Origin of the sequence: uncultured Bradyrhizobium sp. (assembly GCF_947648125.1) — a bacterium.
Taxonomy (GTDB): Bacteria; Pseudomonadota; Alphaproteobacteria; order Rhizobiales; family Xanthobacteraceae; genus Bradyrhizobium.
In genome coordinates, this window is the sequence record NZ_CANSMR010000010.1 from 84,075 (window position 1) to 98,354 (window position 14,280).

11 protein-coding genes are annotated in these 14,280 nt (G+C 65.6%); 4 read left to right on the top strand and 7 right to left on the bottom strand.

Features of this window, described 5'->3' with window-relative positions:
- Positions 1 to 461 precede the first annotated feature (461 nt).
- Positions 462 to 2,510, top strand: a complete 2,049-nt coding sequence (locus tag Q0030_RS19285; protein WP_298370316.1) for a TonB-dependent siderophore receptor — start codon at positions 462 to 464, stop codon at positions 2,508 to 2,510.
- A gap of 46 nt (positions 2,511 to 2,556) precedes the next feature.
- Here the strand turns inward: Q0030_RS19285 and Q0030_RS19290 are convergent, their stop codons facing one another.
- On the bottom strand, positions 2,557 to 3,456 hold the full coding sequence (locus tag Q0030_RS19290) for an amino acid ABC transporter substrate-binding protein (protein ID WP_298370319.1): 900 nt from the start codon (positions 3,454 to 3,456) through the stop codon (positions 2,557 to 2,559).
- Between the two features lie 142 nt (positions 3,457 to 3,598).
- Here Q0030_RS19290 and Q0030_RS19295 point away from each other — a divergent pair, with 142 nt between their 5' ends.
- Positions 3,599 to 4,300, top strand: coding sequence for a GntR family transcriptional regulator (locus Q0030_RS19295; RefSeq protein ID WP_298370322.1), 702 nt, complete (start codon positions 3,599 to 3,601; stop codon positions 4,298 to 4,300).
- 56 nt (positions 4,301 to 4,356) lie between these two features.
- The gene (locus Q0030_RS19300; RefSeq protein WP_298370324.1) at positions 4,357 to 5,727 is read left to right on the top strand and encodes an FAD-dependent oxidoreductase; all 1,371 of its coding nucleotides are present in this window, start codon (positions 4,357 to 4,359) and stop codon (positions 5,725 to 5,727) included.
- 115 nt (positions 5,728 to 5,842) lie between these two features.
- Here Q0030_RS19300 and Q0030_RS19305 read toward each other — a convergent pair whose 3' ends face one another.
- From Q0030_RS19305 to Q0030_RS19330, 6 genes are all read right to left on the bottom strand, one after another.
- The gene (locus tag Q0030_RS19305) at positions 5,843 to 7,996 is read right to left on the bottom strand and encodes a SulP family inorganic anion transporter (protein ID WP_298370327.1); all 2,154 of its coding nucleotides are present in this window, start codon (positions 7,994 to 7,996) and stop codon (positions 5,843 to 5,845) included.
- 218 nt (positions 7,997 to 8,214) lie between these two features.
- Positions 8,215 to 9,249 carry an alpha/beta fold hydrolase gene (locus Q0030_RS19310; RefSeq protein ID WP_298370330.1) on the bottom strand — a complete coding sequence of 345 codons (1,035 nt, stop codon included), beginning with the start codon at positions 9,247 to 9,249 and terminating at the stop codon, positions 8,215 to 8,217.
- A gap of 107 nt (positions 9,250 to 9,356) precedes the next feature.
- Entirely contained in the window at positions 9,357 to 10,163 is an 807-nt protein-coding gene (locus Q0030_RS19315; RefSeq protein ID WP_298370332.1) for a crotonase/enoyl-CoA hydratase family protein, read from the bottom strand.
- A 49-nt stretch (positions 10,164 to 10,212) separates the two neighbouring features.
- Positions 10,213 to 11,253 (bottom strand): alcohol dehydrogenase catalytic domain-containing protein, encoded by a 1,041-nt coding sequence (locus Q0030_RS19320; RefSeq protein WP_298370335.1) that lies wholly within the window; start codon positions 11,251 to 11,253, stop codon positions 10,213 to 10,215.
- A gap of 257 nt (positions 11,254 to 11,510) precedes the next feature.
- On the bottom strand, positions 11,511 to 12,425 hold the full coding sequence (locus tag Q0030_RS19325; RefSeq protein WP_298370338.1) for a phosphoribosylaminoimidazolesuccinocarboxamide synthase: 915 nt from the start codon (positions 12,423 to 12,425) through the stop codon (positions 11,511 to 11,513).
- Between the two features lie 96 nt (positions 12,426 to 12,521).
- Positions 12,522 to 13,439, bottom strand: a complete 918-nt coding sequence (locus tag Q0030_RS19330; protein WP_298370341.1) for a pirin family protein — start codon at positions 13,437 to 13,439, stop codon at positions 12,522 to 12,524.
- A gap of 255 nt (positions 13,440 to 13,694) precedes the next feature.
- Between Q0030_RS19330 and Q0030_RS19335 the strand changes: the two genes are divergently transcribed.
- The gene (locus Q0030_RS19335; protein ID WP_298370344.1) at positions 13,695 to 14,270 is read left to right on the top strand and encodes a GNAT family N-acetyltransferase; all 576 of its coding nucleotides are present in this window, start codon (positions 13,695 to 13,697) and stop codon (positions 14,268 to 14,270) included.
- The last annotated feature ends 10 nt before the right edge of the window (positions 14,271 to 14,280 follow it).

The following is a 14,280-nucleotide window of genomic DNA, read 5'->3' on the forward strand; positions in this document are numbered from 1 at the left end:
TCTCGAAGCGAGCTCTCAGAATCAAGCTGCGTACGCGCGATGCCACGCAACGGAAGAATTTCGAATCATGGAATCTGCCGCATCGATATCGCCTCGCGCAGCAAGCTTCATCCCCGTTTCCTAGATACGTTCTAGTTGGCGTCGCAGCGCATGCTGCTTATGCCCCGGTGGTCGCGCTCGAACTCTGACGATGTTCGAGCCGAAACCAAGAAGAATCCGGGGGCCTCATGCTCGTCACCTCAAATGTTGCGTGCGCATTCCGACTCGCGTGCGCGTCTCTCCTCCTGACCGCGGTCCCTTCGCTCGCGCAGTCGCCGGAGCAACCACCCGCAAGCGGTGCCGCGCCGCTTCCGCCGGTCGTCGTGGCCGCGCCACAGCATCGCGCCACGCCGGTTCGGAGGCCGTCATCGTCACGAGCAGCGCGCTCGTCGGCATCGCATCAGGCGAGCAGGCGTGAGCATGTGCAGACACCCGCGGCCACGCCCACGGCCGGCGCGCAGCAAGCGGCGTTGCCCGTGCCCTATATCGGCGGCCAGGTCGCGCGCGGCGGACAACTCGGGCTGCTCGGCAACAAGGACTTTATGGATACGCCGTACAGCCTGACGAGCTACACGGAGAAGACGATCCGCGATCAGCAGGCAACCAGCGTTGCGGAAGTGCTGACGAATTCCGATCCGTCGGTGCGTGCTGCGATCGGCAGCAGCAACCGTTACGACGCGCTGACCATCCGCGGCTTCCGGGTCGAGAACAGCGAAATCGCGTTGAACGGGCTTTACGGCCTCGTTCCGGCCTATCGCGTCAACCCGGCTCCGATCGAGCGCATTGAGCTGCTCAAGGGACCGGGTGCCTTCCTCAACGGTATGGCCCCGCAAGGCAGCATCGGCGGCACGGTCAACGTCGTGACCAAGCGGGCGGCGGAAGACCTCACGCGCCTGACCGCGGGCTACATCTCGGATGGACGTTTCGGAACGGAGCTCGACCTCGCACGCCGCTATGGCGAACAGAAGGAGTGGGGCGTTCGCTTCAACGGCGGGATCGACGGCGGCAACACCGCCATCGACCGGCAGTCCACGCGCAACGGCGTGGGCTCGCTCGGCGTCGACTATCATGGCGAACGCTTTCGCTGGTCCGCGGACATCATCTCCCAGGACGATTGGATGAAGGCGGCCCAGCGCGGCTACACGCCGGTGCCCGGCATCGCCATGCCGAAGGCGCCCGATCCGCGCATCAATCTCGCACAGCCGTTTGACCGTGCGCGGTCGCAGAGCCTGACCGGCTTGACCAGGGCCGAATACGATCTCAGCAACAGCGTCACCGTGTTTGGCGCGATCGGCGCCAACCAGTTTCGCTACGACAAGCAGGAAGATCCGGGCGCGACCATTCTCAACACCGCGGGCGATGCCCGGGGCACGTCCCGATTCCAGACCGGCAAGTCGGAGGGCGTCTCCGGTGAGGCGGGCGTCCGTGCGCGTTTCGACACGGGACCCGTCGGCCATGACGTCGTCGTCAGCGGCAGCGCGCTCGACCGGACCGATTGGCTCGGGCAGACCAACTACGCGACCTACCTGACCAACATCTACCGACCGACCTTGTTGACGACCGCCGGCACCCCGGTATCGACGTTCCCGGAGGGCAAGTCGGGCTTCCTCGGGCTGCGCAGTGTCGGCGTTGCCGATACCATCACGACAATGGGGGGCATGCTGCAAGTGATCGTGGGCGCCCGCCAGCAGCAGGTGATCGCGAACAGCTTCGATCCTGTCAGCGGCCTGGAGACCACGCACTACGACGCAAGCGCAACGTCGCCTTCGATCGCGCTGGTGGTGAGGCCAGTCAAGCAGCTCTCGCTCTATGCCAACTACATCGAAGGCCTGACGCCGGGGCCGACGCCGCCTTCCGGCGCGGTGAACACCAATGCGGTGTTCGCGCCCTTCAAGACCCGGCAGGTCGAAGTCGGCACAAAGCTCGATCTCGGAGGCTTCGGCGCGAACCTCTCGGCGTTCCAGATCAGCCTGCCGAGCGGTGTGATCGATCCCATCACCAAGATCTACAGCCTCGATGGCGAACAGAGAAACCGCGGCGTTGAGCTCAATACATTTGGCGAGGTCGCGCCCGGTGTCCGCGTGCTCGGCGGCGTGACCTGGCTCGATGCCCGGCTCACCCAGACCCAGGGCCACCTCTACGACGGCAATCGCGCGATCGGCGCGCCCGACCTGCAGGGCAATCTCGGCGTCGAATGGGATACGCCCTTCATGCCCGGCCTCACCGCGACGGCGCGTGCCATCTACACCAGCCGGGCCTATGTCAGCGCCGATAACATCCAGAGCGTCCCCGCCTGGGCGACCTTCGACATCGGTGCGCGTTACGCGACGAGCCTCGCGGGGCGCCCGACCACGTTCAGGGCGTCACTGACCAATCTGTTCGACAAGCACTACTGGATCGGCAATCCAACCGGCTATGTGATCAGCGGCATGCCGCGGACGCTGTGGCTGTCGATGACGGTCGATTTCTAGGGCATGATCCGGAAGAGTGCGAAGCGGTCGATCCGGCGATTGCCGGTCACACGCCCTTGTCGTTCGGATTGGCGACGGCGTCCTTCAGTGGCGCCGTCATCGGGAAATTCAGGTTCACGTTCTTCGGCGGGATCGGCCGCGTGAACCATTTTGCATAGAGCTCCTGGAATTCATTGCTCTTCATCATGGTGGCCAGCGTCCGATCGACCAGCGCCTTGAACTCCGGATCATCCTTGCGGATGATCAGCCCGTAGGGCTCGGTGCGCAGGCTGTCGTCGATGATGCGCCAGTCGGACGGATTGGGGCTGCCCGCGATCAGGCTGGCGAGCAGAATGTCGTCCATCACGAAGGCGTCGCTGCGCCCCGTGGTCAGCGCGAGGAACGACGCCGCATGGTCCGGCGTCAGGATGTTCTTGGTCTGAAAGTTCTTCGCCTGGGCGCGCGCGCTCAACAGTCCGATCGAGGTTGATCCCGAGGTCAGCGAGACCGGCCTTCCGCCGAGATCCTCGAAGGTCTTGATCGGCGCGTCCTTCGGCACCACCGCACGGATGCTCGACACGAAGATCGTGGTGCTGAAGGCGACGACCTTCTGCCGCTCCAGCGTGTTGGTGGCGGGGCCGCAGACGATGTCGATGGTGCCGTTCTCGATCAGCGGTATCTGGGTGGAGAGCTGGATCGGCTGCAGTTTGGTCTGCAACGCCGGCAGCTTGAGTTCGTCCTTCACCGCGTCGACGATCCGCGCGCAGAGGTCCATCGCGAAGCCGACCGACTTCTGGTTGTCGTCGAGATAGGAGAACGGGACCGAGACGTCGCGGTGCCCGAGCCGGATCTCGCCGGTATCACGGATCTTGGCCAGCGTGCCGCCGGGCGATTGCGCCTGCGCCGGGGCGCACACCGCAATCGAGAGAAAGGCTATGTAAGTCAATTGCTTGAAGGTCTGGTTCATCGGATTGCTCTCGGACACCGGCAGCATTGGATACGATAGGCCAAGATTTTATACACAGGATTGCATAATCGCCAAATCGATTTTATACAATCGATACTCAGTCGGATATTGTAGTCTGGTCGCCCAGCGAGAGAGAAGCCGGATGGAACCCGCAACCGCCGCCAGCCATCGAGGGGCCGGACCTCACGGTTCCGCGCCTGACGCCGTGCGTGAGGCGCTGCGGGCCGCGATCAGCTCGGGCGAGCTCGCGCCCGGACTGCAGCTCCGCCAGGACGAGCTCGCTGCGCGGTTCGGCACCAGCCGCATCCCGGTGCGCGAGGCGCTGCGCCAGCTCGAGGCCGAAGGCTTTGTCACGTTCCTGCCCAACCGCGGAGCCGTGGTTTCGGATCTGTCGATCGACGAGGTGATCGAGCTGCTCGAGATCCGTATCGCGCTCGAATGCCACGCGTTACGATTGGCGATCCCCGCCATGGGTGAGATCGATCTCGAGGCGGCGACGAAAATCCTCCGCGCCTACGACGCCGAGCCTGATCCGGCACAATGGGGCGCCTTCAACTGGAAATTCCACGCCACGCTCTACGCGCCGTGCAACCGACCGCGTCTGCTCAGCATGATCGAAGCGAATTACGGCCACGTTGGCCGCTTCACGCGGGCGCTGGTGTCGCAGGCGACCGGCAAGGAGCGTCCGCAGCGCGAGCACTACCGGCTGCTCGAATTCTGCCGCGACGGCGAGGTCAAGAAGGCCGTCCGCCTGCTGCGCGATCATATCGAGGAGACGCAGAAGACGCTGCGCTCGGCGCAGCGCCAGGCGGAGCGCGATGCGAGCCCCGAACGCCCGGTCTGATTGCCATCAAGACACCATGAACCATCGCGGGCCGTCGCGGCCCATGGAGACTACGTGTGAAGACCAATGACGTCGAAATCCTGGTGATCGGTGCGGGCATCGTCGGCATCGCCACGGCCTATTACCTCGCAGTCCAGCACAAGCGGTCGCGTCTGTTGATCGTCGACGAAGGCCAGCCGATGGCGCTGACCTCGGCGCAATCAGGCGAGAACTACCGCAACTGGTGGCCGCATCCGACGATGGCCGATTTCACCGATCATTCCACCGACCTGATGGAGGAGATCGCACGCCGTAGCGACAACCGCATTCACATAACGCGACGCGGATATCTGCTGGTCACGCGCGAGGAGAAGCCCGAGGAATTGCTGCAGCAGCTCTACGCCGGCTATGGCGCGCAGGCCGCGAAGCTGATCCGCCTGCATGAAGGGTCGAGCCGCGGCTATGTGCCGCCGCATTCGGCGGACTGGCAGAGCGCACCCGACGGCGTCGATGTCTTGCGCGGCCGCGATCTGATTCAGCAACATTACCCGACCTTCGATCGGGAAGTCGCAACCGCGCTGCATATCCGCCGGGCGGGCGACATCAGCGGACAACAGCTCGGCCAGTACATGCTGGAGACCATGCGCCCGCTGGGCGCGCAGTTTCAGCAGGCAAGGGTGGTCGGCATTGCGAAGAGCGGTCGCTTCGCCGTCGACGTGCTGGCCGATGGCGCGCGGCAGACCATCAAGGCCGATATCATCGTCAATGCCGCCGGGCCGTTTGCCGCGCATGTCGCGGCGATGCATGGCGAGCAGCTTCCGATCGTCAATGTGCTGCAGCAGAAGATCGCGTTCGCCGATCGCAACCGCGCGGTCGATCGCAAGATGCCGTTTGCGATCGATCTCGACGGCCAGACGCTGGCCTGGTCCGATGACGAGCGCGAGGCGCTGTCGGCGGCACCGGAATTCGCGCAGCTGCTGGCGCCGATGCCGGGCAGCATCCATTGCCGGCCCGACGGCGGCGATCACGGCGAGTGGATCAAGCTCGGCTGGGCCTTCAATGCCGAGCAGACCACGGCGCCGGTGCGCGAGCCGGAGCTCAACCCTTATTTCCCCGAGGTCGTGCTGCGCGCGGCGAGCCGGCTGCAGCCACGGCTCGCGCAGTATCTCGGCGCGCTGCCGCGCGACCGCGTGCATTACGGCGGCTATTACCCGATGACGAAAGAGAACTGGCCGCTGATTGGCGCTGCGAAAACATCAGGCGTCTTCCTCGCCACCGCGCTGTCGGGCTACGGCACGATGGGCGCCTGCGCCACCGGCGATCTCTGCGCCCGCGCCGTGGTCGGCGCGCCCGCACCCGGATTCGCCCGCAGCCTCTCGCTCGCGCGCTATGCCGACAAGGCGCTGATGGCCGAACTCGCGGCAAGCGAAAGTCGGGGGCTGCTGTAGCTCAACCTCACCTTCGTAGCCCGGATGAAGCGAAGCGAAATCCGGGGCCCATGTCGCCGCATAGCGATATTCCCGGATTGCGCTTCGCTTCATCCGGGCTACGCACTACGCACTGTCATCGCCGCAGCACGGCGATGGTGCGGTTCGCAAACGTCAGCCGCTCCGCCATCACGGACACGAAATACGTCAGCAGCTTGTGGCTGAGCTCGGGGTCCTCGTCGCGGATCGCGGTGAACTGGTGGGTGTTCAGCACATAGAGCACGCTCGCCGTCTCGGCCTGGATGGTCGCGCTGCGCGGGGTGTGCGCGACGAGACCCATCTCGCCGATCGTGGTGTAGCGGCCGAGGCTGCGTACCCGGGTGGAGCGGCCGTCCTCGGCGGGCACCATGATGCCGACGCGGCCGTCGAGGATGAAGTGCATGGAATCGGCGGCGTCGCCGGCGTGCACGATGACCTCGCCGGCATCGACCTCGATGCGCTGGCAGCGCCGGATCAGGGCGTCGGCGTCGCTCTCGCTGTCGAGCAGTCCCGTGAACCAGCCGCGCAGGTCGGCCTCTTCCTGCGCGAGCTCCTGGTGTTGTGCGATGATCTGGTTCTCGCACCATTCCTGTGCATGGTCGAGCTCGTCGATCACGGTGACGCCCTCGGTGATGAAGTCGCTGGCGCGCAGCACCTGCTCGGCCTTGGCAGATAGGTGCACCAGCACCAGCTCGACGCCGACCTCGTGCGCGCTGCGCTTGATCTGGGCAAAGCTGTAGACCGCGGACGAATCGACGCCGGTGACGAGCCTGAAGTCGAACAGCAAATAGCGGCACTCCGGGTGCTCGCGCAGCAGCGCCTTGACGTGCTGGTAGAGCCGGTTGGCGGAGCCGAAGAACAGATAGCTCTGCAGCGTCAGCCCCTGGATCTTGCCGCCGTGGGCTTGCAGCACATCCCGATCGTCGCGCGAGCGGTCCAGCGAGCTGCGATATTCCGAGCCGTCAAAGCCGTATTTGATCGCCTCGACCCGCGCCGCGCTGAGCGCAAAGGTCGCACAGCCGATGATGATGCCGATCAGGATGCCGGGCACGAAGCCCCAGGCCACGATGATGACGATGATCGCGAGCAGCGACAGATACTCGGTTTGCGACAGTCGCTTGCGCGATTCGATCATCCATTTGTGCAGCTGGTCGGCGCCGAGATAGATCAGGAGCCCGCCGAGCACGAATTTCGGCATGTAGCCGAGCAGCTGCGGCGCTACCGCCAGCATCAGCAGCGAGATCGCCGCAACCGTCAACCCCGACAGCCGGCCGCGCCCGCCGCTGGAGAAATTCAGGATCGAGCGGCTGACCGAAATGCAGCCGGCGTAGCCGGCCAGTGCACCGGTCACGATGTTGGCGAAGCCGGTGATGTTGAGCTCGCGCTCGAGATTGGCCTCGCGATGGACCGCAACCTCGATGCCGGTGGTGTTGAACAACGTGCTCGCCGCCGTGACGAACACCACCGCGATCATGTTGCCGAGCAGGTCCGGCACCGCCGACCATGGATACTGCGCGAGCTCGGCCGCGTGCCACGGCAGCATGAAGGTCGATGCCGGCGGCGGCGCGAAGGTCCAGCCGGTCAGGTGGGCTTCCTCGGGCGTAATGCCGATGATCCAGAATGCGAGATGCGCCACGATCACGCCGGAGACCAGGATGATCGGCAGGCCAAACGGGGTGCGCGAGCGATGCCAGGTCAGGTACAGCACAAGAGCCATCGCGCAGGCAGCGCTGAGCTCGGAGATCGTGATGACATTCGTGAAGTGGAAGAGCGTGCCGAGCTGCACGGGGTAGCCGGTGATCACCCTGATCGCGCCGAGCACGATCAATAGGCCGGTTGCCCCGAGGAACCCGCCGACCACGGGGTAGGGCACGTAGCGGATGGCGCGGCCGAACCGTGTCAGCCCGAGGCAGCACAGCAGGATGCCGGTGACGATGGTCGAGAGCCCAAGTGTGATCAGCACCGGTGCGAGCAGTGGCGCCGTCGGGTCGGCGGCACCGATGCGCTCGACCAGCGAGGCCATCAGGATCCCCGTTACCGCCGCCGTCGAGCTGTCAGGGCCGGCGACCGCGAAGGGCAGCGAGCTGCCGAGCGCAATCAAGGTCGCAAGCACGGCCGAGGAGATGAATGTCGCCGCGACGCCGTATGACAGATAGGGCGACAATGGCCCGGCGAAGATCAGCAGCGCGTAGGACAGGCCGAAGGTGATGCCGAGGACACTGGCGGCGCTGCCGCCGAGAACGTCATGCATGGCCCGCCGCGCCCGCGAGCCGAAATAAAGCGATCGACTAATCACGTTGAAAAATGTCCTGAACTTTCGCCGTCAGTCGTAGACGAGCCCAGCGCAGGACGACAACAGGATTTTTGTGACAACCGGTTCTCAATACGCGCATTTTTCGCCTCACCCGGTTGCGGGCGAGGGCCAGGGTGGGGCGAGCCGAATCGGATGTATCGATCTGGTCCGATTGCCTAGCCGAGGCTGTCCATGAAGGCGCGCAACCGCGGCGCCCATTTGCGCGCGTCGCGGCCCGATGCGGAGTGGCCGTAGTCGCTGTCGAGCAGAAAATAATCGGCGTCGACGCCGGCGGCCTTCAGCGCCGGCATCACCTGCGGCGCAAGCTCCGGCGGGAACAGCTTGTCGGTCCGTGACAGGACATAGAGCACCTTGGCCTTGATCCGTCCGAACCGCGCCGTCACGTCGAAGCCGCGCAGCGCCTTGGCCAAAGTCAGCAGCGAATTGGCGTCGAACCCCCTGGCCCACTCCGCCGCCTCGGCGCGGATCGCGGCCTCGATATCAGCGGGGTCGGCCAGCGTGTCGCGGAGCCGCGTTTCGATGCCGTAGGTCTTCAGCGTCGCGGTGCGGATCTGGATCATGCTTTCGAGCACGCCGCCGTGATCGTAATAGTCGCCGCCGTTCCAGTTCGGATCCTGCGACAGCGCCGCCATCAGGCGGGCGACATTGCCCTCGGCGCGCTCGCGCGGCACCAGCGGCGCGGTGACGACGGCGGCGATGCCGCGCATGGCATCCGGATAGTTCACCGCCCATTGCAGTGCCTGGAAACCGCCATAGGACGGACCGACGATCGCAACGAGCTGCTCGACGCCGAGTTCATCGAGCAGTGCACGCTGGGTGGCGACGATGTCGCCGACGGTGATATCAGGGAAGCGCGGCCCGTAACGCCGGCCGGTCCGCGGGTCGATGCTCGCCGCATTGGTCGAGCCGTAGGACGAGCCCAGCATGTTCGGGCAGATCGCGAAGTAGCTGTTGGTGTCGACCGCCTTGCCGGGGCCGACGATCTCATTCCAGCTGCCTTCGCCGGTCGATCCGCCGGGATCGATCATCTGCGGCCCGCTGGTGTTGCCGTGGGTCACCAGCACGACATTGTCACGGTTGGGCGCCAGCGTGCCGACGGTGCGGTAGGCGATGGTGACTTCGCCCAGCACGCTGCCGTTCGCCAGGCGGAAATCGGATGTGGTGAATGTCTTCAGCTCGGTTGCGGGCATCATGTGTTTCCGGATGGCTGGGTCAGCTCAGCACGTTCGCGATGGGAACGCAAAGCCTCGGGTTTAAGCCTCGGGTTTAAGCACCGCGATGATGTAACTCGCGGGCCTCAACCATTGCCGCCTTCATTGCCGAATGCGCCGTGGCGGCCGACGCCGGAGGCAAAGCGAGCCGCGCCGGATAGCGTCTCGCCGGACGCGATCACCTCGAGCCCGCCGCGCATCTCGTTCTTGATCGCATCTTCCTCCTCCAGATCCCACTGCCGCAGCGCCGACAGGCGATCGGCGCGCATGCAGTTCTGCGGGAATTTCGCGATGTCCTTGGCGAGCGCGACGGCGTGCGCGCGCGTCTCGCCCTTCGGCACCAAGCGGTTCGCGAGCCCCATACGATGCGCCTCGGGCCCTGCGACCGGGCGTCCGGTGAGGATCAGATCGATCGCCTGCGAATGGCCGATCAGGCGCGGCAGGCGGATGGTGCCGAGGTCGATCAGCGGCACGCCGAAGCGGCGGCAGAACACGCCGAAGGTTGCGTCCTCGGCGACGACGCGCATGTCGGCCCACAGCGCGAGCTCCATGCCGCCGGCGACCGCAAAGCCCTCGATCGCGGCAATCACCGGCTTCGACAGCCGCAGCCGGCTCGGTCCCATCGGCGCGATCGTGTTGTGGCCGCCGACCTCGCGCTTCTTCTCGGGATCCCCTGCTGCCACCGCCTTCAGGTCGGCGCCGGCACAGAAATAACCGCCGGTGCCGGTGAACACCGCGACCGATGCGCTTGCGTCGGCGTCGAAGGCCAGGAACGCGTCATACAGCTTGCGCGCGGTGGCGCCATCGACCGCGTTGCGGTTGTGCGGACGGTTGATGGAGATGATGGTGACGGGACCGTCGCGCTCGACGAGCACGGTATCGGCATCGGACATATGGGTCGCTCCCTGAGTTTGTTGGTTGGAGCCAACCTAACGGTCCCCGTCAGGCAATGCCATCGCGAACGAAGGCGACGCGGATGGTCAGGTCGCCGATCGCCTCATGCGCGTCCTCGAAACGGACGCGGCGGGTGATCACCTCTTCTGGGTGGTAATGGCCTGCCGTCACATGGGCAACGCATTCGGGCAGCTCGGCCCGGACATTGACGCGCGAGACCTTGAGCGTGACGCCGACGCCATACATGTGCCGGAGCGGGACCGGCGTCGTCTCGGCAAAGTCGCCATACATGCGCTGGCAAATGCCGTTGGGCTCGGTCGTGCGTATCGCGAGCAGGGTGCTGGCGTCGGTCGCAGCCGCGTCGATCACGATCGGGAACAGGCCGGGCGGCTCCATCGACAGGCCGCTCGGGGCTTCGATAATGTCGGCACCGAGCGTCTTCGCCTTGGCGAGGCGTGGCGCGTGATCGTCGAGATAGACGACGCGGCCTGCGCCGCGCGCCACCGCCGCCTGCACCGCGAATAGCGCGAGCGACTGCGCGAAACCACCGATCACGAGCACGTCTGCGCCGGGCCGTTGCGCGAGCCAGCGCGCCACCGCGCTGAACCCGTCGGTCGCACCGTCCGCCAGTCCCGCGGTTTGCGACAGCGCATGGCCGTTCGGTTGGCGGACCAGCATGTGATCGGCAAACGGCACGCGGATGAGGTCGGACAGGCCGCCGCCATATTCCACGCCGCAGACCGGCTTCAACCCATAGGAGGAGCGGAACGGCACCGCCGTGCAGGCATTGGTGTGGCCGCGCCGGCAGCGGTCGCAGGTGCCGCAACTGATCTGGAACGGAACGATGACGAGATCGCCGGGCGCGAAATGCCTCACCGCGCCGCCGATGTCGACGATGCGGCCCGCGGTCTCATGTCCGAGCGCAAACGGACCCGCAAGGCCCGATCGGCCGTGCACGATCGCAAGATCGAGATCGCAGCGCGTCACCGCGAGCGGCTGCACCAGCGCGTCGCGGTCATCCCGTAGCCTCGGCGGGGGAACGTCCCACCACTCGACCTTGTTGTCGCCGATATAAGTCAATTGCCGCATCGTGCACTCTCCGCTTTGCGCCGAGAGTGCAGCGCGACCGATGCGCCGACAAAAGGTTTGTCTTCAACAGGGGTGAATGGGATTCACCTGGCCTCTCTCCCCGTCATCCCCGCGCAACGGCTATGCCGTTGTCGCTGGAGGAGCGCGTAGCGCGTCTCGAAGGATGCGCGGCCACCAGCGGGGCCGTCGACCCTTCGAGACGGCCGCGTTGCGGCCTCCTCAGGGTGACGGTGATAGCGAACGCGCCGACGATGCCGCTAAACCTTCAACTCGCTGCCCGTCACGCGACGATACGCTTCCAGATACCGCTTGCTGGTCGCGTCCACCACGCTCGCCGGCAGCGGCGGGGCTGGGGCGTCGCCGTTCCAGCGGCCGGCGTGCCGCTCGACGTCGAGATAGTCGCGCAGCGGCTGCTTGTCGAAGCTCGGCTGCGGCTGGCCGGGCTTGTAGGCATCGACCGCCCAGAAGCGGGACGAGTCCGGCGTCATCACCTCGTCGATCAGGATGATGCGGCCATCCTTGTCGCGGCCGAATTCGAACTTGGTGTCGGCGATGATGATGCCGCGGGCGCGGCTGGTCTGTTCGCCATAGCCATAGACATCGCGCGCCATCTTCTCCAGCGTCGCGGCGACGTCGTCGCCGACGATCTCGCGGACCCGTGCCACCGTGATGTTCTCGTCATGGCCGGCCTCGGCCTTGGTCGCCGGGCTGAAGATCGCGGGTTCGAGTTTTTGGCTCTCGACCAGACCCGCCGCCAGCTTCTCACCGGCAAGGGTGCCTACGGCGGCGTATTCCTTCCAGGCCGAGCCGGAGATGTAGCCGCGGATCACGCATTCGATCGGGAACACGGTGGTGCGCTTGCACAGCATCGCACGTCCGAGGATGTCGGCGCGATGGTTCTGGAGCTCAGGCACCGCGCGGATGATCTCGTCGGCATCGGCGCTGATCATGTGATGCGGCACGGTGCCTTCGAGCTGCCGGAACCACCAAGCGCTGATCTGGGTCAGCACCGCGCCCTTCATCGGAATGGTTTCCGCCATCACCACGTCGAATGCCGAGATGCGGTCGGTGGTGAGCAGCAGCACGCGGTCGTCGCCGACAGCGTAGATATCGCGCACCTTGCCGCGGCCGATCCGGGGCAGGGGCAAATCGCTGGATAGCATCGCGGTCATGGGCATGGTCTTTCCGGGCTCGTGTCTCAACGCGGTGTTCAAAGACGTGCGCCCGCACGAGGCGTGCGGGCGCCAGAGATTATCACAGCAAATAGCTCACTCCGGCAGTGGAATGAACTCGTGTTCGTGCGGAACCTGCGCGAAACGCCCGGTTTTCCAGTCCTGTTTGGCCTGCTCGATCCGCTCCTTGGAGGACGAGACGAAATTCCACCAGATATGGCGCGGCCCTTCCAGCGCGTCGCCGCCGAGGAACATCATGCGGGTCGGCCGCAGCGTCTTCACGGTGATGCGGTCGCCGGGCCGGAAGATCAAGAGCCGCGGCCCCTCGTGGCGGTCGCCCGCGATCTCGACCTCGCCGTCGACGAGGTAGATCGCGCGCTCCTCGTGATCAGGGTCGAGCGGCACCGAGGTGCCGGCCTGCGCGGTCACCTCGGTGTAGAACCACGGCGAGACCATGCTGACCGGCGAGCTGATGCCGAATGCCGAGCCGGCGATGACCCGCGCGGTGAAGTCGCGCTCCGAGATCATCGGCAGGTCGCCCGCGCCATAATGCTGGAACGACGGCGCGATCTCTTCCTTGCCGGCCGGCAGCGCGATCCAGCTTTGCAGGCCGAGCATCTTCTGGCCGTCGCGGCGCTGCACGTCGGGCGTGCGCTCGGAATGCGCGATGCCGGCGCCCGCGGTCATCAGGTTCATCGCGCCGGGCTGGATCTCCTGAATGTTGCCCTCGCTGTCGCGGTGCATGATGCTGCCGTCGAACAGATAGGTGACGGTGGCGAGCCCGATATGCGGATGCGGCCGCACATCCATGCCCTTGCCGGCGAGATATTGCACCGGGCCGAAATGGTCGAAGAAGATGAAGGGCCCGACCATCTGCCGCTTGCCATGCGGCAGCGCGCGGCGCACGGCAAAACCGTCGCCGAGATCGCGGGTGCGCGGCACGATGATCAGATCCAGCGCGTCGCAGGTCTTGGGATCGCCGAGTTCGGGATCGGTCGAGGGCTGCCAGCTCATGTCGGACTCCTTGCAGTTTTGCCGGATCATACTCTTTTGCCGCGATCATACTCTATCCGTCGTCCCGGCCAAGCGAAGCGCGAGCCGGGACCCATAACCACAAATGTCAATTGTTGCGCTCGCTGGGGCCACGGCTTGCTTCAACAACGCAACCCTGTGGTTATGGGTCCCTGCTTTCGCAGGGACGACAGCGGAGTGTTCGGCTCTGGCGTGCGTTTCACGACAACGGCATAATTCCGGAAACTGGAGCATGTGATGGTTTCTCTGATCAAGCCGGGCGCTAAGCTGTTGCAGGTCAATGGTCCCGTGATCGAGACCGCGCGGCTCATCCTGCGGCCGTGGCGCGCGTCCGACATCGCGGACAACACGAAAATGCTGTCCGATCCCGAGACGGCGCGCTTCATCACGCCGGATCATCAGCCGGTCACCTCGGAGCTGAAGGGCTGGCGCAACGCCGCCGTCATCTCCGGGCATTGGGCGCTGCACGGCTTCGGCATGTTCGCGGTCGAGGAGAAATCCTCCGGCCGCTACATCGGCCGCGTCGGGCCGTATTGTCCGCCTGATTGGCCGGGCTTCGAAGTCGGCTGGGGCATTGCCAAGGAGTATCGCGGCAAGGGCTATGCGGTGGAGGCCGCGCGTGCCGCGATCGACTTTGTGTTCGCGAACTTCACCGTCGACCGCATCATCCATTGCATCGATCCCGCCAATTTCGCCTCGCAGGCCGTGGCGCGGCGGCTGGGTGCGGTGAACGAGGGCCCGGGCAAGCTCGAGGGCGATGTCGTGGATATCTGGGTCACGCGGCGCAGCCGCTGGCCGCGCGATGGTTCTTGAAAAATCTCGC

Coding starts and splice junctions, on each gene's coding strand:
- Q0030_RS19290 (WP_298370319.1), bottom strand. CDS start 3,456: ATGAACCAGACCTTCAAGCAATTGACTTACATAGCCTTTCTCTCGATT.
- Q0030_RS19295 (WP_298370322.1), top strand. CDS start 3,599: ATGGAACCCGCAACCGCCGCCAGCCATCGAGGGGCCGGACCTCACGGT.
- Q0030_RS19305 (WP_298370327.1), bottom strand. CDS start 7,996: ATGCATGACGTTCTCGGCGGCAGCGCCGCCAGTGTCCTCGGCATCACC.
- Q0030_RS19310 (WP_298370330.1), bottom strand. CDS start 9,249: ATGCCCGCAACCGAGCTGAAGACATTCACCACATCCGATTTCCGCCTG.
- Q0030_RS19315 (WP_298370332.1), bottom strand. CDS start 10,163: ATGTCCGATGCCGATACCGTGCTCGTCGAGCGCGACGGTCCCGTCACC.
- Q0030_RS19320 (WP_298370335.1), bottom strand. CDS start 11,253: ATGCGGCAATTGACTTATATCGGCGACAACAAGGTCGAGTGGTGGGAC.
- Q0030_RS19325 (WP_298370338.1), bottom strand. CDS start 12,425: ATGACCGCGATGCTATCCAGCGATTTGCCCCTGCCCCGGATCGGCCGC.
- Q0030_RS19330 (WP_298370341.1), bottom strand. CDS start 13,439: ATGAGCTGGCAGCCCTCGACCGATCCCGAACTCGGCGATCCCAAGACC.
- Q0030_RS19335 (WP_298370344.1), top strand. CDS start 13,695: ATGGTTTCTCTGATCAAGCCGGGCGCTAAGCTGTTGCAGGTCAATGGT.